This window comes from Geobacillus sp. PLS 41 (assembly GCF_056494105.1).
Window position 1 is genome coordinate 682,059 of record NZ_CM151395.1, and the last position, 17,932, is coordinate 699,990.

At 55.0% G+C, this 17,932-nt stretch carries 16 protein-coding genes and 1 pseudogene; 16 read left to right on the top strand and 1 reads right to left on the bottom strand.

Annotated elements, in window-relative coordinates; translation table 11 throughout:
• Positions 1 to 14 precede the first annotated feature (14 nt).
• The 3 genes from icmF to ACVX3G_RS03350 all read left to right on the top strand — a co-directional run bounded on the left by icmF (position 15) and on the right by ACVX3G_RS03350 (position 5,977).
• Positions 15 to 3,275: a fused isobutyryl-CoA mutase/GTPase IcmF gene (icmF, locus tag ACVX3G_RS03340; RefSeq protein WP_014196968.1), complete on the top strand. Its 3,261-nt coding sequence runs from the start codon at positions 15 to 17 to the stop codon at positions 3,273 to 3,275.
• A 388-nt stretch (positions 3,276 to 3,663) separates the two neighbouring features.
• Positions 3,664 to 4,221 carry a DNA-directed RNA polymerase subunit delta gene (gene rpoE / locus ACVX3G_RS03345; RefSeq protein ID WP_011232857.1) on the top strand — a complete coding sequence of 186 codons (558 nt, stop codon included), beginning with the start codon at positions 3,664 to 3,666 and terminating at the stop codon, positions 4,219 to 4,221.
• A 160-nt stretch (positions 4,222 to 4,381) separates the two neighbouring features.
• Complete coding sequence (locus tag ACVX3G_RS03350) at positions 4,382 to 5,977, top strand: CTP synthase (protein ID WP_011232856.1); 1,596 nt, start codon at positions 4,382 to 4,384, stop codon at positions 5,975 to 5,977.
• Between the two features lie 180 nt (positions 5,978 to 6,157).
• Here ACVX3G_RS03350 and ACVX3G_RS03355 read toward each other — a convergent pair whose 3' ends face one another.
• Entirely contained in the window at positions 6,158 to 6,679 is a 522-nt protein-coding gene (locus ACVX3G_RS03355; RefSeq protein WP_011232855.1) for a DUF2529 domain-containing protein, read from the bottom strand.
• 123 nt (positions 6,680 to 6,802) lie between these two features.
• Between ACVX3G_RS03355 and ACVX3G_RS03360 the strand changes: the two genes are divergently transcribed.
• From ACVX3G_RS03360 to spoIIR, 13 genes and pseudogenes are all read left to right on the top strand, one after another.
• Positions 6,803 to 7,165: a response regulator gene (locus ACVX3G_RS03360; RefSeq protein WP_013146624.1), complete on the top strand. Its 363-nt coding sequence runs from the start codon at positions 6,803 to 6,805 to the stop codon at positions 7,163 to 7,165.
• Positions 7,166 to 7,373: 208 nt separating this feature from the next.
• The gene (locus ACVX3G_RS03365; protein ID WP_011232853.1) at positions 7,374 to 8,237 is read left to right on the top strand and encodes a class II fructose-bisphosphate aldolase; all 864 of its coding nucleotides are present in this window, start codon (positions 7,374 to 7,376) and stop codon (positions 8,235 to 8,237) included.
• A 75-nt stretch (positions 8,238 to 8,312) separates the two neighbouring features.
• Positions 8,313 to 8,954 (top strand): fructose-6-phosphate aldolase, encoded by a 642-nt coding sequence (fsa, locus tag ACVX3G_RS03370; protein WP_011232852.1) that lies wholly within the window; start codon positions 8,313 to 8,315, stop codon positions 8,952 to 8,954.
• Positions 8,955 to 9,086: 132 nt separating this feature from the next.
• Positions 9,087 to 10,373, top strand: coding sequence for a UDP-N-acetylglucosamine 1-carboxyvinyltransferase (locus ACVX3G_RS03375; protein ID WP_011232851.1), 1,287 nt, complete (start codon positions 9,087 to 9,089; stop codon positions 10,371 to 10,373).
• 34 nt (positions 10,374 to 10,407) lie between these two features.
• The gene (glpX, locus tag ACVX3G_RS03380; protein WP_011232850.1) at positions 10,408 to 11,370 is read left to right on the top strand and encodes a class II fructose-bisphosphatase; all 963 of its coding nucleotides are present in this window, start codon (positions 10,408 to 10,410) and stop codon (positions 11,368 to 11,370) included.
• A 252-nt stretch (positions 11,371 to 11,622) separates the two neighbouring features.
• The gene (gene rho, locus ACVX3G_RS03385) at positions 11,623 to 12,897 is read left to right on the top strand and encodes a transcription termination factor Rho (protein ID WP_011232849.1); all 1,275 of its coding nucleotides are present in this window, start codon (positions 11,623 to 11,625) and stop codon (positions 12,895 to 12,897) included.
• A gap of 257 nt (positions 12,898 to 13,154) precedes the next feature.
• Positions 13,155 to 13,355, top strand: coding sequence for a 50S ribosomal protein L31 (gene rpmE, locus ACVX3G_RS03390; protein ID WP_011232848.1), 201 nt, complete (start codon positions 13,155 to 13,157; stop codon positions 13,353 to 13,355).
• A 163-nt stretch (positions 13,356 to 13,518) separates the two neighbouring features.
• The gene (locus tag ACVX3G_RS03395; protein WP_014196962.1) at positions 13,519 to 14,142 is read left to right on the top strand and encodes a thymidine kinase; all 624 of its coding nucleotides are present in this window, start codon (positions 13,519 to 13,521) and stop codon (positions 14,140 to 14,142) included.
• 17 nt (positions 14,143 to 14,159) lie between these two features.
• A complete protein-coding gene (locus ACVX3G_RS03400; protein ID WP_014196961.1) occupies positions 14,160 to 14,342 on the top strand; it encodes a hypothetical protein in 183 nt (60 codons plus the stop codon).
• Between the two features lie 135 nt (positions 14,343 to 14,477).
• Positions 14,478 to 14,918 (top strand): hypothetical protein, encoded by a 441-nt coding sequence (locus ACVX3G_RS03405; protein WP_011232846.1) that lies wholly within the window; start codon positions 14,478 to 14,480, stop codon positions 14,916 to 14,918.
• Between the two features lie 95 nt (positions 14,919 to 15,013).
• The gene (gene prfA / locus ACVX3G_RS03410; RefSeq protein WP_011232845.1) at positions 15,014 to 16,090 is read left to right on the top strand and encodes a peptide chain release factor 1; all 1,077 of its coding nucleotides are present in this window, start codon (positions 15,014 to 15,016) and stop codon (positions 16,088 to 16,090) included.
• Positions 16,080 to 16,963, top strand: a pseudogene (prmC, locus tag ACVX3G_RS03415) (peptide chain release factor N(5)-glutamine methyltransferase). The gene prfA and the pseudogene prmC overlap by 11 nt, the downstream one beginning before the upstream one ends.
• Positions 16,964 to 17,022: 59 nt before the next feature.
• Positions 17,023 to 17,886, top strand: a complete 864-nt coding sequence (gene spoIIR / locus ACVX3G_RS03420; RefSeq protein ID WP_025039041.1) for a stage II sporulation protein R — start codon at positions 17,023 to 17,025, stop codon at positions 17,884 to 17,886.
• The last annotated feature ends 46 nt before the right edge of the window (positions 17,887 to 17,932 follow it).

Consider the following 17,932-nt stretch of genomic DNA (forward strand, 5'->3'; position numbering starts at 1 on the left):
GGGGAGAAGAAACGATGGCGCACATTTACCGTCCGAAGCATCACGTCCGCTTTGTGACTGCATCGAGCTTGTTTGACGGCCATGACGCCTCAATCAACATTATGCGCCGCATTTTGCAGGCGAGCGGCGCCGAGGTCATCCATTTAGGCCATAACCGATCGGTGGAGGAAATCGTCAATGCCGCCATTCAGGAAGATGTGCAAGGCATTGCCGTCTCCTCGTATCAAGGCGGGCATATGGAATTTTTTAAATATATGTACGACCTGCTCCAAGAGCGGGGGGCGTCCCATATCCGCATTTACGGCGGCGGGGGCGGCGTCATCATCCCGCGGGAAATCAAAGAGCTGCACGAATATGGCATCGCCCGCATTTTCTCGCCGGAAGACGGCCGACGCCTCGGCTTGCAAGGGATGATCAACGTCATGCTTGAAGAGTGCGATTTTCCGACCGTGACGACGGTGACCGATGAACTGGAGCGGCTTCCGTCCGGCGATGTGCAGGCGATCGCCCGGCTCATCACGCTGTGCGAATATCGCGCCGAGGGGGAAAACAGAGAGGCGGCCGCGGCGGCGGAAGCCGCCATTGAACAAGTGAAGGCGCTCGAGAAGCGCGTGCCGGTGCTCGGCATCACCGGCACAGGCGGAGCTGGGAAAAGCTCGCTCACCGATGAGCTCGTCCGCCGCTTTTTAAACGAAATTCCTGATATCAAAATCGCGATCTTGTCAGTCGACCCGACGAAGCAAAAAACGGGCGGGGCGCTGTTGGGCGACCGCATCCGGATGAACTCGATCAACTCGCCGCGCGTTTACATGAGAAGCTTGGCGACGCGCCATTCCCGCACGGAACTGTCGCCGGCAATTCGCGACGCCATTTCGGTTGTCAAAGCGGCCGGATTTGATCTTGTCATCATTGAAACGAGCGGGATCGGCCAAGGCGACGCCGCCATTACCGAAGTGTGCGACGTGTCGATGTACGTCATGACAAGCGAGTTCGGCGCGCCGACGCAGCTTGAGAAAATCGACATGATCGATTATGCCGATTTGATTGTCATTAATAAATTCGAGCGCAAAGGGTCAGAAGACGCAAAACGGCAAGTGCAAAAACAATATCAGCGCAGCCACCAGCTGTTTGACCGCGATGTTTCGGAAATGCCGGTGTACGGCACGATCGCCAGCCAGTTTAACGACCCAGGCACGAATACGCTCTTTGTCGCGCTTGTGGATACGATCAATAAAAAAGCAGGAACGAATTGGAAAACAAGCTTAAAAACGGTCGCCAATGTCGAAAAGCATAATGTCATCATCCCGAACGAGCGCCGCTACTATTTGCGTGAAATCGCGGAAACGGTCCGCTCGTACCACCGCCGCGCCGAGCAGCAAGTCGAGGTGGCCCGACGCCTCTTCCAAATCGAAGGGGCCATCGAAGCGGCGAAGGAACGGGGCGAAGCGGAAGACGTGATCCGCGCGCTCGAGACGCTCAAAGCGGATTATGAGGCGAAATTGACGCCGGAATCGAAGCGCATTTTGGCGACATGGGAAGAAACGAAAGCGAAATATGCGGCAAAACAATTTGTCACGAAAGTGCGCGATAAAGAAATCGTTACCGAACTGACGACGAAAACGTTGTCCGGTTTGGACATTCCGAAAGTCGTCTTGCCGAAATTCAAAGACTACGGAGAGATTTTGCGCTGGGTGTATAAAGAAAACGTCCCTGGCTCGTTCCCGTATACGGCCGGCGTCTTCCCGTTCAAGCGCCAAGGCGAAGACCCGAAACGGCAGTTTGCCGGCGAAGGGACGCCGGAGCGCACGAACCGCCGCTTCCATTACTTGTGCAAAGAAGACAAGGCGAAGCGGCTCAGCACCGCGTTCGACTCCGTGACGCTCTATGGCGAAGACCCGGACTACCGGCCGGACATTTTCGGCAAAGTCGGGGAAAGCGGTGTCAGCGTCTGTACACTTGATGATATGAAAAAGCTGTACAAAGGGTTTGACTTGTGCGACCCGCTCACATCCGTGTCGATGACGATCAACGGTCCGGCTCCGATTTTGCTGGCGATGTTTATGAATACGGCGATTGACCAGCAAGTCGAGAAAAAGGAAGCCGAGCTTGGCCGCCCGCTCACGCCGGAAGAGTACGAACAAGTGAAGGAATGGACGCTGCAAACGGTGCGCGGCACGGTTCAAGCCGATATTTTGAAGGAAGACCAAGGGCAAAACACGTGCATTTTCTCGACCGATTTCGCCTTAAAAATGATGGGCGACATTCAAGAGTATTTCATCAAGCACCGCGTCCGCAACTACTACTCGGTGTCGATCTCCGGCTACCATATCGCCGAGGCGGGGGCGAACCCGATCACGCAGCTGGCGTTTACGCTTGCGAACGGCTTTACGTATGTCGAGTATTACTTGAGCCGCGGCATGCACATTGACGATTTTGCGCCGAACTTGTCGTTTTTCTTCAGCAACGGCCTCGATCCGGAGTATTCGGTCATCGGCCGCGTCGCCCGCCGCATTTGGGCGATCGTCATGCGCGAAAAATACGGCGCCAACGAACGGAGCCAGAAACTGAAATACCATATCCAAACGTCCGGCCGTTCATTGCACGCGCAGGAGATCGATTTCAACGACATCCGCACGACGCTGCAGGCGCTTCTGGCGATTTATGACAACTGCAACTCGCTGCATACGAATGCCTATGACGAAGCGATCACGACACCGACCGAAGAGTCGGTCCGTCGGGCGATGGCGATCCAACTCATTATCACGAAAGAGTTTGGCCTGACCAAAAACGAAAACCCGCTCCAAGGGTCGTTCATCATTGAAGAGCTGACCGATTTGGTTGAAGAAGCGGTGTTGCAAGAGTTTGAACGGCTCAACGACCGCGGCGGCGTGCTCGGGGCGATGGAGATGCAATACCAGCGCGGCAAAATTCAAGACGAATCACTTTACTATGAAACGAAAAAACATACCGGCGAACTGCCGATCATCGGCGTCAACACGTTCTTGAACCCGAATCCGCCGTCAGAGGACGAACTGAACAACATCCAGCTCGCCCGGGCGACGTATGAAGAAAAAGAGACGCAAATCCGCAACTTGCGCGAATTCCAAGAGCGGAACAAAGACAAAGCCGGCCCGGCGCTCGAACGGCTGAAGCAAGTGGCGACAAGCGGCGGCAACATTTTCGAAGAATTGATGGAAACGGTGAAAGTCGCCAGCCTTGGACAAATCACCCGCGCCTTGTACGAAGTCGGCGGACAATACCGGCGGAATATGTAATTCGAGGGAGTTTCGTTGTTTTCTGCTTTCGATGGGCGCCCTTGATCACAATGGACAACGGCCCGTTGAACTTTAGCAGATCGGTAGAATGATGGGCAGCGGCTGTTGGCGTACTGGCCCGCCGGAGGCGAAACGAACGGAACGCGGATTGGGCCAAAAGATCAAGACGAATGGGCTTCGTAAGGAAAAAGTGGAGCGGTGTGAACAAAGGTGATTGTGACAACGGATATGTCGGAATCGGAAGGAGGGCCGCCCTCGCCGCAGGGCTGCCCTCCTTTGCTTTTTTCGGCAAATGGGTAGCATAAACCCCGACAATTTGTTTATAATGAATGGTATGTATTCCACTTGCATTCATTTGTTTCATTAATATAGAAGGGGAGTGCTGAACTTGAGCCTGCAGCAACAATACTCGCCGGAGGAATTGCAGGAGATGTCGTTCGTCGAGCTGGCGAACCTCATTTTGCTTGACAAGCGGGAGGCGCTGCCGTTTGATCAACTCGTTCGTGAAGCAGCAGCGCTGGCCGGCATATCGGAAGAAGAGATGGAGGCGCGGCTGGCCCAATATTACACCGATTTAAACATCGACGGCCGGTTTATTTGCGTTGGGGAAAACGTCTGGGGATTGCGCGCATGGTATCCGTTTGACCAGACAGAAGACGAAACGGTGACGATCGTCAAGCCGAAGAAGAAGAAAAAAGCGCTTGACGATGAATACGATGAATACGATGAGTTGCTTGAAGATGAAGATCTCGATTACGACGATTTGGATGAATATGATGGGGAAGAGCTCGAGCTTGATGAAGACGAGCTCTTGGAAGATGAAGAATTCGATCTGGACGAAGACGTCGCGTTTGACGATGACATTCTCGGCGATGAAGAGTTTGAGCTGGACGATGCGCCGCTTGATGAAGAGCTTGATCTCGAAGAGCCGGACGAAGACGAATAACCGCTTGACTTTGCCAGGGGAACCCGGTACAATGTGTGTTGGGCTCTTGAAAACGAACAAATCGATCGCTCCCTTACGTACGGTAAGCGGAGCGTTTTTTATTTGCGCCTTTCGCAAACACTGAAACTGTTACCGCAATTTCGGCAAGGGGGAAGACAAAATGACGAAATACATTTTTGTGACGGGCGGCGTTGTTTCCTCACTCGGGAAAGGGATTACGGCGGCTTCGCTTGGACGTTTGTTGAAAAACCGCGGGTTGAACGTGACGATCCAAAAGTTTGACCCGTACATTAACGTCGACCCAGGGACGATGAGCCCGTATCAGCACGGCGAGGTGTTCGTCACGGACGACGGTGCAGAGACGGATTTGGATTTAGGGCATTATGAACGGTTCATCGATATTAATTTAAACAAATACAGCAACGTGACGACAGGAAAAATTTATTCCGCCGTCATCCGCAAAGAGCGCCGCGGCGATTACCTAGGCGGCACGGTGCAAGTCATTCCGCACATTACCAACGAAATTAAAGAGCGCGTCTTCCGGGCCGGAAGAGAGACGAACGCCGATGTCGTCATTACGGAGATCGGCGGCACGGTCGGCGATATTGAATCGCTTCCGTTTTTAGAAGCGATCCGCCAAATCAAAAGCGATGTTGGACGCGAAAACGTCATGTACATCCACTGCACGCTCGTACCGTACATCAAGGCGGCTGGGGAAATGAAAACGAAGCCGACGCAGCACAGCGTGAAAGAATTGCGCAGCCTCGGCATTCAGCCAAACGTCATCGTCGTGCGCACGGAAATGCCGATGCCGCAGGAAATGAAAGAGAAAATCGCCCTCTTTTGCGACATCGATCCGAAAGCGGTCATCGAGGCGCGCGATGCCGACACGCTGTATGCGGTCCCGCTTATGCTTCAAGAACAAAAACTGGACCAAATCGTGTGCGAACATTTGCGCCTCAACTGCCGCGAAGCGGATATGACCGAATGGAAGGCGCTCGTCGAGAAAGTGCGCAACTTATCGAAAACGACGAAAATCGCTTTGGTTGGCAAATACGTCGAGCTTCCGGACGCCTATATTTCTGTTGTTGAGGCGCTCCGTCATGCGGGGTATGCGTTTGACACCGACATTGATATTCAGTGGATCAATGCTGAGCATGTGACGCGTGACAATGTAGCCGACCTGTTGAAAGATGCGGACGGCATTTTGGTTCCGGGCGGGTTCGGCGACCGCGGGGTCGAAGGGAAGATTGAGGCGATCCGCTACGCCCGCGAGCAGCGCGTGCCGTTTTTGGGCATTTGCTTAGGAATGCAGCTCGCCTCGATTGAATTTGCTCGCCATGTTGTCGGGTTGTCCGGCGCCCATTCGTCCGAGTTTGACCCGAACACGCCGCATCCGATCATCGACTTGCTTCCGGAGCAGAAGGATGTCGAAGATTTAGGCGGCACGCTCCGCCTCGGCTTGTATCCGTGCAAGCTGCAGGAAGGGACGCTTGCCTACGCCGCCTACGGCGATGAAGTCATTTACGAGCGCCATCGCCATCGGTACGAATTCAACAACCAATACCGGCCGATCATGGAAGAGCACGGCTTCGTCTTTTCCGGCACGAGTCCGGACGGACGGTTGGTTGAAGTGATCGAACTCAAGGATCATCCGTGGTTCGTCGCCGCGCAATTCCATCCGGAATTCACCTCGCGCCCGACGCGGCCGCAGCCGCTGTTCCGCGAGTTTGTCAGAGCGTCGCTGAAAGAGTGACGAAAAAGGGGCTGTCCCAAAAAAGCCGTAGAACGGCCTTTTGGGTTCAGCCCCCTTTCTTTTTTGGATATTTTTCATCTTGTCAAGCACGATGCCCATTGATCAGGCGCCGTTTTTTGGGCGGTTTCTATACCTCTTTGCCTTTGGCCGGTCGGAGAGCGCTCGCTTTCATGGCGGCTGTTATTCATATTCCGCCAAAATTTCATCGAGCAAAACGCGCAGTCCGTAGTAGATGAATGAAGCGGTGATGATCGTCGGCATGCCGATGCGGCGGCCGTCTTCGGTCGGCACGAGCGGGCGGGAAAGTTTGCTGTCGATAAAGACGGTGGCCATATCGGCCAGTCCGGGTTCATCCTTGACGAGCGCCGCGACGGCCACTGCATCAACGCCGTGCGCCTGCAGCTGTTCGACGAGGCGAATGGCCTCAGGATCGGCGGAAAAGCGGGCAAATAGAAGCGCTCGGTCCGTTTCCTGCCAGTCATCGGTTGCTGTCGGCTCAAGCCGTTTGGCTTTCGGCAGCGGATCGGGGCCAAGAAGCGCGGCGGTGACGACCGCATCGAGTTCACCTATGCCATACAGCCAAATGCGCCCATCACCGATGGCGGCCTGAGCGAGCAGACGCGCCCCGTCTTCGAGCGCCAGCTCTTCATCCGCGGCGATTTTTTGCAACAATCCGATCGTTTGCGTCGTTAAAATTTTCACGGTTCGGCCTCCCTTCGCCGCTATTATACAAAATCGGCAAACAACAAGAAAAGCAAGCAGGAAATGGGTTTGCCAAATGCGAAACATTAATAGGGAGAAAACAGGGAATAGAGGTGCATAACTGTGGGAAACAAAATTTTGATTGTCGACGACCAGTATGGCATCCGCATTTTGCTCAACGAAGTGTTTCAGCGGGAGGGGTATGTAACGTATCAGGCCGCCAACGGCATGCAGGCGCTCGAAATCGCCCGCAAACATCACCCCGATCTTGTGCTTCTTGATATGAAAATTCCTGGCATGGACGGCATTGAAATTTTAAAACGGTTGAAAGAGATTGATCCGGATATTAAGGTGATCATCATGACCGCCTACGGGGAGCTCGATATGATTCAAGAAACGAAAGAGCTCGGGGCGCTGATGCATTTTGCCAAGCCGTTTGATATTGACGATTTGCGCGTTGCCGTCAAAAAATACATTACCGCCTAGACAGCGCCATCGACGAGCGGCTTTCCTTTGGCAAAGAAAGCGCATCGATGGACATTGATGACGCTGTCGTCTTTAGGAGAATAAAGGGTGGAAATGTTGCCGTTTTGCCGGCAAGTTGGTATGCTTATAACGTAGATGGATTTTGCGCCTGTGGACCCAGTCACCGCCAGGGCGACAAAGACGACGATCAGCTAAGGAGGATGGAACCATGCCGTTAGTATCGATGAAAGAGATGCTCAACGAGGCGCTGCGCGGCAAATACGCGGTCGGTCAATTTAACATTAACAACTTGGAATGGACACAAGCCATTTTAGCGGCGGCCGAAGAGGAAAAATCGCCGGTCATTCTCGGCGTCTCCGAAGGGGCGGCCCGCTATATGAGCGGATTCAAAACGGTCGTCAATATGGTCAAAGGGTTAATGGAAGACATGAACATCACCGTTCCGGTCGCCATCCATCTCGACCATGGATCGAGCTTTGAAAAATGCAAAGCGGCGATTGACGCCGGGTTCACCTCGGTTATGATTGACGCCTCCCACCATCCATTTGAAGAAAACGTCCGCATCACCTCGCAAGTCGTTGAATATGCTCATGCGCGCGGCGTTTCGGTCGAAGCGGAGCTCGGCATCGTCGGCGGGCAGGAAGACGACGTCGTCGGAGAAGGGATCATTTACGCCGACCCGAAAGAGTGCGAAGAGCTTGTCAAACGGACAGGCGTCGACTGTCTCGCCCCGGCGCTCGGTTCTGTGCACGGCCCGTACAAAGGAGAGCCGAAGCTCGGATTTGCCGAAATGGAGCAAATCCGCGATTTAACCGGCGTTCCGCTTGTGCTCCACGGCGGCACCGGCATTCCGACCGAACAAATTCAACGCGCGATCTCCCTTGGCACATCGAAAATCAACGTCAATACCGAAAACCAAATGGCGTTTACCAAAGTCGTCCGCGAACTGCTCGCGAAAGACCCGAACGTCTATGATCCGCGCAAAATCATCGGCCCGGGCCGCGACGCCATCAAAGCGACGGTCATCGGCAAAATGCGCGAGTTTGGCTCGTCCGGAAAAGCGGCGCGATGAATCGGCTTCGCGGGCGGCGTTTGGCCGCCGCGCGGCTGCCTTTGCATGTGCAACGAATAACAAGGAGGGTTCAGCATGAAATTTTTTATCGACACTGCCAACTTGGAAGAAATCAAACACGCCCATGAACTCGGCATTTTGGCCGGCGTCACGACCAACCCAAGCCTCGTGGCGAAGGAGAACGTATCGTTCCATGATCGGTTGCGCGAAATTACATCGATCGTTTCTGGTTCGGTGAGCGCTGAAGTCATTTCGACCGACGCCGCTGGCATGATCGCGGAAGGCGAAGAGCTGGCGAAAATCGCCCCGAACATTACGATCAAAGTGCCGATGACGCCGGAAGGCTTAAAAGCAGTCAAGGCGTTCAGCGAAAAAGGGATTCAAACGAATGTGACGCTTGTGTTCACCGCCAACCAGGCGCTCTTGGCCGCACGCGCCGGCGCGACGTACGTCTCTCCGTTCCTCGGCCGCCTCGATGACATCGGCCATAACGGTTTAGAGCTCATTTCCACCATCGCTGAGATTTTCAACATTCATGGCATTGAAACGGAAATCATCGCCGCTTCGATCCGCCATCCGCACCATGTGACAGAAGCGGCGTTGCGCGGGGCGCATATTGCCACGGTTCCGTACAAGGTGCTTATGCAATTGTTCAACCATCCGCTGACTGATCAAGGAATTGAGAAGTTTCTCGCCGACTGGAATCGGCAAAAATGAAAGTAAGCCGTTTGCCTCTTGGGTGAAGCGGGCTCGCTCTGCCGCGTTCAGGCCGGACGTGATGAGCCCGCCCGGCTTTGCTTTTTCGTCCCAGGGGTGAAGCCAACTTCCGAGCAAAGAAGGGAGACGACGATGGATAAAATGAAAATTATCGGCGGAGATCGGCTGCGGGGAACGATCAAAGTGAGCGGTGCGAAAAACAGCGCGGTCGCTTTGATTCCTGCAGCGATTTTGGCCGATTCGCCGGTGACGATCGAGGGGTTGCCGGACATTTCCGACGTGCACATTTTAGGAAGCTTGATCGAAGAAATCGGCGGCTCGTTTTCGTTTGACGGCAAAGAGGCGGTCATCGACCCAACGAATATGGTGTCCATGCCGCTTCCAAATGGGAAGGTGAAAAAGCTGCGCGCCTCCTACTATTTGATGGGGGCGATGCTTGGCCGCTTCAAAAGAGCGGTTGTCGGCTTGCCGGGCGGATGTCATCTCGGTCCGCGCCCGATTGACCAGCATATCAAAGGGTTTGAGGCGCTAGGAGCCACCGTAACGAACGAGCAGGGCGCCATTTACTTGCGCGCGGAGGAACTGCGCGGAGCCCGCATTTTTTTGGACGTCGTCAGCGTCGGCGCGACGATCAACATCATGCTGGCGGCGGTGCGCGCCAAAGGGCGGACGATTATCGAAAATGCGGCGAAAGAGCCGGAAATCATCGATGTAGCGACATTGCTTTCGAATATGGGCGCGAAAATCAAAGGAGCCGGCACCGATGTGATCCGCATTGACGGCGTCGAAAAATTATCGGGCTGCCGCCATGCCATCATCCCGGATCGGATCGAAGCCGGGACGTACATGATCGCCGCCGCGGCCACCAATGGCGAAGTCGTCGTCGACAACGTCATCCCGCAGCACGTTGAATCGCTGACGGCCAAATTGCGCGAAATGGGGGTGCGCGTGGAGACGGGGGAAGATCAAATTCTCGTCTGCGGCACCGACGTTTTGAAAGCGGTTGACGTCAAGACGCTCGTCTATCCGGGCTTCCCAACTGATCTGCAGCAGCCGTTTACCGCGCTGCTGACAAAAGCCAACGGCACAAGCGTCGTCACCGACACGATTTACAGCGCCCGCTTCAAGCATGTCGATGAATTGCGGCGCATGAACGCCAATGTAAAAGTCGAAGGCCGCTCAGCCATCGTCACCGGCCCCGTCAAACTGCAAGGGGCGAAAGTGAAGGCGAGCGATTTGCGCGCCGGGGCGGCGCTTGTCATTGCCGGGCTGATGGCTGAAGGAGTGACGGAGATCACCGGCGTCGAGCATATCGACCGCGGCTACAGCAACCTCGTCGAAAAACTGTCTGACATCGGCGCCACCATTTGGCGCGAAAAAATGACCGATGAAGAAATCGAGCAAGTGAAAAACGCGTAACGTCCAGTCGACAAAGGGGAAGGGGAGAACGACGATGGAACGAAGCTTATCGATGGAACTCGTGCGCGTCACCGAAGCGGCGGCGCTTGCCGCCGCCCGCTGGATGGGGCGCGGGAAAAAGAATGAGGCTGATGACGCCGCGACGTCGGCGATGCGCGACGTGTTTGACACCGTGCCGATGAAAGGCACTGTCGTCATTGGAGAAGGAGAAATGGACGAAGCGCCGATGCTGTATATCGGGGAAAAGCTCGGCAACGGCTATGGCCCGCGCGTCGATGTCGCTGTCGACCCGCTTGAAGGGACGAACATCGTCGCTTCCGGGGGATGGAACGCCTTGGCTGTCGTCGCTGTCGCTGACCACGGCCATCTGCTTCACGCGCCGGACATGTACATGGAGAAAATCGCCGTCGGGCCGGAAGCGGTCGGGATGATTGACATTGAGGCGCCGATCATCGACAATTTAAAGGCGGTGGCGAAGGCGAAAAACAAAGATATTGAAGACGTCGTCGCGGTTGTTCTCAACCGTCCGCGCCATGAGCGTCTCATTCATGAGCTGCGTGAAGCCGGCGCCCGCATTAAGCTCATCAATGACGGCGATGTCGCCGCCGCCATTAACACGGCGTTTGACCATACCGGCGTTGACATTTTGTTCGGCTCGGGCGGCGCGCCGGAAGGAGTGCTCGCGGCGGTCGCGTTGAAATGCCTTGGCGGCGAACTGCAAGGGAAGCTGCTGCCGCAAAACGACGATGAAGTCGAGCGGTGCAAACAAATGGGCATTGACGTCAACAAAGTGCTGCGCATGGACGATTTGGTGAAAGGAGACGACGCGATTTTTGCCGCCACCGGCGTCACCGACGGCGAACTGTTGCGCGGCGTGCGGCTGAAAGGGGCGTACGGCCTCACCCACTCCGTCGTCATGCGGGCCAAGTCCGGCACGGTCCGCTTCATCGAAGGGCGGCACAGTTTGAAGAAAAAACCGAACTTAGTCATCAAATGATATCCTACCATCCGGCCGGGCGCCGGAGCCGCGCCTGGCTCGGAAAAACAAAAAAATATTGATTAAAAAGAAGAAAAAAGGGTAAAATAGTCGTGTTGCTTATGCAAAAATAAGCTCTGCCATTCTACTTCTTTATTTCATTTCAGCCTTCATCATCTTCGAAATGAATCCCTTCGCCTGTCGAATTGATGACCAATACGTCCGAACACGAACGATGGGAGAATAGGAAAATTTGCAAAGTGTGGTGTCAAGATGGAATTAACGTTAGCAGCACTAGAAAACATGAAATTGAAGGAGCTGTATGAGCTCGCCAAGCAATACAAAATTTCATACTACAGCAAGTTGACGAAAAAGGAGCTTATTTTTGCGATTTTGAAAGCGCGTGCCGAACAAGACGGCCTCTTTTTCATGGAAGGCATCCTCGAAATCATTCCGTCGGAAGGATTCGGCTTTTTGCGCCCGATCAACTATTCCCCGAGCTCGGAAGACATTTACATTTCCGCTTCCCAAATCCGCCGTTTTGATTTGCGCAACGGGGATAAAGTATCCGGCAAAGTGCGGCCGCCGAAAGAAAATGAACGCTACTTCGGCTTGCTTCATGTCGAAGCGGTCAACGGCGAAGACCCGGAAGTCGCCAAGGAGCGCGTTCACTTTCCAGCGTTGACGCCGCTTTACCCGAATCGGCAAATGAAGCTGGAGACAACGCCGGACAAGCTGTCGACCCGCATCATCGACTTGATCGCTCCCGTCGGCTTTGGCCAGCGCGGGTTGATCGTCGCGCCGCCGAAAGCTGGCAAGACGATGCTGCTGAAGGAAATTGCCAACAGCATCACCACAAACCACCCGGATGTCGAGTTGATCGTCTTGCTCATTGACGAACGGCCGGAAGAAGTGACCGACATCGAGCGGTCGGTGCAAGGCGATGTCGTCAGCTCGACGTTTGATGAGGTGCCGGAAAACCATATTAAAGTGGCCGAGCTTGTCTTAGAACGGGCGATGCGATTAGTTGAGCATAAGCGTGACGTCGTCATTTTAATGGACAGCATCACCCGCCTCGCCCGGGCGTACAACTTGGTCATTCCGCCGAGCGGACGCACGCTCTCGGGCGGGATCGACCCAGCGGCGTTTCATCGCCCGAAGCGGTTTTTCGGCGCGGCGCGCAACATCGAAGAAGGCGGCAGCTTGACGATTTTGGCGACCGCCCTCATTGACACCGGGTCGCGCATGGATGACGTCATTTACGAGGAATTTAAAGGCACCGGCAACATGGAGCTCCATCTTGACCGCTCGCTCGCCGAGCGCCGCATTTTTCCGGCGATTGACATTCGCCGCTCGGGAACGCGCAAAGAGGAGCTGCTCATCCCGAAAGAACATTTGGAAAAGCTGTGGGCGATCCGCAAAACGATGGCCGATTCGCCCGACTTTATCGAGCGGTTTTTGAACAAATTGCGCCGGACGAAGTCAAACGAAGAGTTTTTCGCCTTGCTCGATCAGGAGTGGAAACAGGGCGGCCCGCCCCGTCTGTAGGCAGTTGGCGGAATTTGCCGCGAATCGCCCGTTGCAAACTGACAGAAAAGCTGTTATAATCTTAACATGTGTGTTTTGGCTATCGCCTTTTGGTTTGTGCGATCCGTGATTTGCACCGGCTGGGTTCGCTTCGGTGGAGTCCCAGCTGTTCCATGCGCTGCGCCTTGCCAAACGGGCGGGCGCGCATAAGCATGAAGCGTTCCATGCTACGAATCACTCTGTTTCGATAAGATACAGGGCGGAAGGAGATGAAAACGATGAAACAAGGCATCCATCCAGAGTACAAAAAAGTCATCGTCCGTTGCGCATGCGGCAACGAATTCGAAAGCGGTTCGGTCAAAGACGAGCTGCGCGTGGAGATTTGCTCGGAATGCCATCCGTTCTTCACGGGCAAACAAAAATTTGTTACGGCAGCGGGCCGCGTGGATAAATTCAATAAAAAATACGGCCTTAAGTAACAAGGACGTGACGAAAGCAGGCAAGCGAAACTTGCCTGCTTTTTCGTGAGAGCAGATGGAAGGCCGGTTGCTTATCAAGCTGATCCCGCTGATCGTTGCGATGGCAGACGGCAAGGAGCGGCCGATGGTTTGAGGACAGTGTTGTGTGAAAGGAGAGGCCCCGATGTACGTGATGACGCAGTCCGGCTGGCTTGAGCTCATTTGTGGATGCATGTTTTCCGGCAAATCAGAAGAATTGATTCGCCGCGTCCGCCGCGCTCAGTTTGCCAAGCAGGAAGTGAAAGTGTTCAAACCGACGATCGACAATCGTTATAGCGAAGACGCAGTCGTGTCGCACAACGGCAATTCGGTGATCGCCATTCCGGTCGCGACGCCGGCGGAAATGTTCCGTTACATTTCCGCCGCCACCGACGTCGTCGCCATCGATGAAATACAGTTTTTTTCCGACGACATCATCGATGTGGTGCAAACGCTCGCTGATTGCGGCTACCGCGTCATCGCCGCGGGGCTCGACCAAGATTTTCGCGGCGAACCGTTTGGCCCCGTGCCGGCGCTGATGGCGATCGCTGAGTCGGTGACGAAGCTGCAGGCGGTTTGCACGGTATGCGGTTCCCCGGCCAGCCGGACGCAGCGGCTCATTAACGGTGCGCCCGCCTCTTATGACGATCCGGTGATTCTCGTCGGCGCCAGCGAGGCGTACGAGCCTCGCTGCCGCCATCACCATGAAGTGCCTGGCAAACCGAAAAAGCGATACAACCGCCCGCTTGCTGGACATACGGGTGAGTGATGGTGAGGCGGTCACTGATGTTGTTTGGCCGCTTTCATCGACCAAGTGGCGAAGCGCAGCCATCGTTGATGGAAACGGTGCATATTCGTATGTTTCGCCGACCGAGAAGGGCGGAAGCGGCGCCATCATTCTCGCCCGTCTCGTGCGTCCATTCGCTATGGGAGGAAAAAGCGTTTGGCATGCGGCTCGTTCATCATTGATCGTTCGCTTGACTAGGCTGCCCCTTTTGTTCGTTCGCCGCAAAATAGACGAATGATGGCAGAAAGATTTATGGCTTGCCGTGTATCATTGACGGGCGATCATGGACATCCTAACAGCTAAGGAGGCGAAAAAGGATGAGACGCATCTGGCTGTTAGGAATGATCTTCCTGCTTTCGGCCTGTTCGCTCGCTCCGGATCATCCGTCCTACCGCCAGCAAAGCGAGGACAAAAACGGCGCGCGGCTGATGACGGACGGGCGGCCGAAGATCGACGCTGACAGAGACTTGTACAACAACTTCGACGATCCGGAAAACGTGCGGCAAAACCCGAATTTTATCAGCTTGACCGAAGGAAGCGAAAACCAGCGCGCCGATACGCGCAAGGCAGCACAACTCATCGAGCGGTACACCGATTACCACGCCGACTCCATCTGGTTTCACGGCGGCAATATGTATGTGACCGTTGATGCACCGGAAGAGCTGTCTGACGAGGAGCGGCAGCGCGAGGCGCAACGCATTGACAAGCTGCTGACAAAAGCGATCCCGACATACGAGATCATCGTGCGCGTCAACTGAGAGCTCCCGCTTGCCAAAAGCGGGGGTTTTTGTTTGGCTTCATTTCATGCTATAATCTAAAATTAGACTGTGTGGGAAAAACAGAGGTGAATGATGTGTTTGATCGGTTGGAAGCTGTGGAGCAACGGTATGAAAAGCTCAATGAACTGTTGATGGATCCCGACGTCATCAACGATCCGAAAAAGCTGCGCGATTATTCGAAAGAGCAGGCGGATTTGGAAGAAACGGTGCAAACGTACCGCGAATACAAATCGGTTCGCGAGCAGCTGGCCGAAGCGAAAGCGATGCTCGAAGAAAAGCTGGAGCCGGAGCTGCGCGAGATGGTGAAAGAGGAAATCGGCGAGCTGGAAGAACGGGAAGAGGCGCTCGTTGAAAAGCTGAAAGTGTTGCTTTTGCCGAAAGATCCGAACGATGAGAAAAACGTCATTATGGAAATCCGCGCGGCCGCCGGCGGCGAAGAGGCGGCGCTGTTTGCCGGCGACTTGTACCGGATGTATACGCGCTATGCGGAATCGCAAGGGTGGAAGACGGAAGTGATCGAAGCGAGCCCGACCGGCCTCGGCGGCTATAAAGAAATCATTTTTATGATCAACGGCAAAGGGGCGTATTCAAAGCTGAAGTTTGAAAACGGCGCGCACCGCGTCCAGCGCGTCCCGGAAACGGAGTCAGGCGGGCGCATCCATACGTCGACGGCGACGGTCGCCTGCCTGCCGGAGATGGAAGAAATCGAAGTCGAAATCAATGAAAAAGACATTCGCGTCGACACGTTCGCCTCAAGCGGACCGGGTGGGCAAAGCGTCAACACGACGATGTCGGCCGTGCGCCTCACCCATATTCCGACCGGCATTGTCGTCACGTGCCAAGACGAAAAATCGCAAATCAAAAACAAAGAAAAAGCGATGAAAGTATTGCGCGCCCGCATTTACGACAAATACCAGCAAGAAGCGCGCGCTGAATACGACCAAACGCGCAAGCAAGCTGTCGGCACCGGCGATCGTTCTGAACGCATTCGCACGTACAACTTCCCGCAAAACCGCGTCACCGACCACCGCATCGGACTGACGATCCAAAAGCTCGATCAAGTGCTCGATGGGCATTTGGATGAAATCATCGAGGCGCTCATTTTGGACGACCAAGCGAAAAAATTGGAGCAAGCGAACGATGCGTCGTAACGTACATGAAGTCCTCGCCTGGGCTTCTTCTTTTTTTGCGCGCCCACGGAAAAGAGGAGCGGGCGGCGGAGTGGCTATTGTGCCACCATTTGCGCACCGATCGGGCCGGGCTGTTCGCCCGTTGGCGCGAGCCGGTCGACGAAGCGGTATATGAACGATTTGCGGCCGATGTGCGCCGCCATGCGGTGGACCATGTGCCGATTCAATATTTGATCGGCTATGAATCGTTTTACGGCCGGTTGTTTCTTGTCAATCGCCATGTGTTAATCCCGCGCCCGGAAACGGAAGAACTGGTGCTTGGCGTCCTAAAGCGGGTGCCGCGTCTATTTGCTGGTCGGAAGCGGATCGATGTCGTTGACGTCGGCACTGGCAGCGGGGCGATCGCCGTGACATTGGCGCTGGAGAACAAAGCGTTGTCGGTGACCGCAACCGATATTTCCGAAGCGGCGCTCGCGGTCGCCCGTGAAAACGCCCGGCGGCTCGGGGCGAACGTTTCATTTTTGTGCGGCGATTTGCTGCAGCCGATCATGGCCATGGGGTGGACGGTCGATGTCGTCGTTTCCAATCCGCCGTACATTCCAGAGACGGACGCCGCTATGCTTTCCCCGGTCGTCAAAAACTATGAGCCGCACACGGCGCTCTTTGGCGGCCGCGATGGGCTCGATTTTTACCGCCGCTTCGCCCGCGAGCTGCCGCTTGTGCTCGGCGCGCCGGCGCTTGCCGCTTTTGAAGTCGGCGCCGGGCAAGGGGGAAGCAGTGGCGGCGCTCTTGGCCGCAGCGTTTCCAGAAGCCGCAGTGGAAGTCGATTTTGACCTCAACGGCAAAGACCGAATGGTGTACATGACGAGGCCGAAAAACGGGAAAACGTGTTAGATTGATAGGTTTAAAAACGAGCGGCGCCGTCCACAATGAAAGGTGAAAGGACGGTGCCGATGATGACCATCAAAGGAAATGCCATTGCCATATGTTTATATATCATTCTATTAACGATAGGCGTACTCGTCGAGCTGTACGGCCACAAGACGGACGCCGGGGCGAACGCGGCGGTCGCCATCCCTGATGAGGCAATCCGCTTGCGCATTTTAGCCAACAGCGACGCCGATGAAGACCAACAATTGAAGCGAAAAGTGCGTGATGCGGTCAATGCGCAAATCAACGGCTGGGTGGCCGAACTCACTTCGTTTGAGGAAGCAAAGCGCGTCATCCGCTCTCACCTGCCGGACATCGAGCGGACGGTCGCCCGCGTGTTGCGCGATGAACAAAGCAATCAAACGTACAAAGTGGAGTTTGGCCCGGTTCATTTTCCGACGAAAGTGTACGGCAACTACGTATATCCGGCTGGCATCTATGATGCCGTGCTGATCACACTTGGGGAAGGAAAAGGAGCAAACTGGTGGTGCGTTCTGTTCCCGCCGCTTTGTTTTCTCGATTTTTCCAACAGCGATGCCGTCATGATGGAGGCGAACCGATCGCCTGCAGGAACGAATGAACCGGTGTCGGCTGAGAGCGTCCGGTCAATGGAAGCCGGGTCGAAGCAAAACAGCGAGTCGGCCGAAGCGGAAGCTGAGGCGATGCGAAGCGGCGAGCAGGCCATCGAGCGGGACGAACCGAAAGAGGAGAGGGGTGCGATGGCGGAAACCGAAGATCGCGCCGCTTCGTCCATCCATGCGGATGGCGAGAAAGACAAAGGGCACACTGATGATCAAGACTCGTCCTTCGTCGTCATGGCCGAGCCGGAACAGCCGGTGGAAGTAAAATTTTTCTTCAAAGAGTGGCTCAGCCATCTCATTCCATAAGCATCTATCCACAAAGTTATCCACAAAAATAACAAGTTTATTCACA

Coding starts and splice junctions, on each gene's coding strand:
- icmF (WP_014196968.1), top strand. CDS start 15: ATGGCGCACATTTACCGTCCGAAGCATCACGTCCGCTTTGTGACTGCA.
- ACVX3G_RS03350 (WP_011232856.1), top strand. CDS start 4,382: ATGACGAAATACATTTTTGTGACGGGCGGCGTTGTTTCCTCACTCGGG.
- ACVX3G_RS03365 (WP_011232853.1), top strand. CDS start 7,374: ATGCCGTTAGTATCGATGAAAGAGATGCTCAACGAGGCGCTGCGCGGC.
- fsa (WP_011232852.1), top strand. CDS start 8,313: ATGAAATTTTTTATCGACACTGCCAACTTGGAAGAAATCAAACACGCC.
- ACVX3G_RS03375 (WP_011232851.1), top strand. CDS start 9,087: ATGGATAAAATGAAAATTATCGGCGGAGATCGGCTGCGGGGAACGATC.
- glpX (WP_011232850.1), top strand. CDS start 10,408: ATGGAACGAAGCTTATCGATGGAACTCGTGCGCGTCACCGAAGCGGCG.
- rho (WP_011232849.1), top strand. CDS start 11,623: ATGGAATTAACGTTAGCAGCACTAGAAAACATGAAATTGAAGGAGCTG.
- rpmE (WP_011232848.1), top strand. CDS start 13,155: ATGAAACAAGGCATCCATCCAGAGTACAAAAAAGTCATCGTCCGTTGC.
- ACVX3G_RS03395 (WP_014196962.1), top strand. CDS start 13,519: ATGTACGTGATGACGCAGTCCGGCTGGCTTGAGCTCATTTGTGGATGC.
- ACVX3G_RS03400 (WP_014196961.1), top strand. CDS start 14,160: ATGTTGTTTGGCCGCTTTCATCGACCAAGTGGCGAAGCGCAGCCATCG.
- ACVX3G_RS03405 (WP_011232846.1), top strand. CDS start 14,478: ATGAGACGCATCTGGCTGTTAGGAATGATCTTCCTGCTTTCGGCCTGT.
- spoIIR (WP_025039041.1), top strand. CDS start 17,023: ATGATGACCATCAAAGGAAATGCCATTGCCATATGTTTATATATCATT.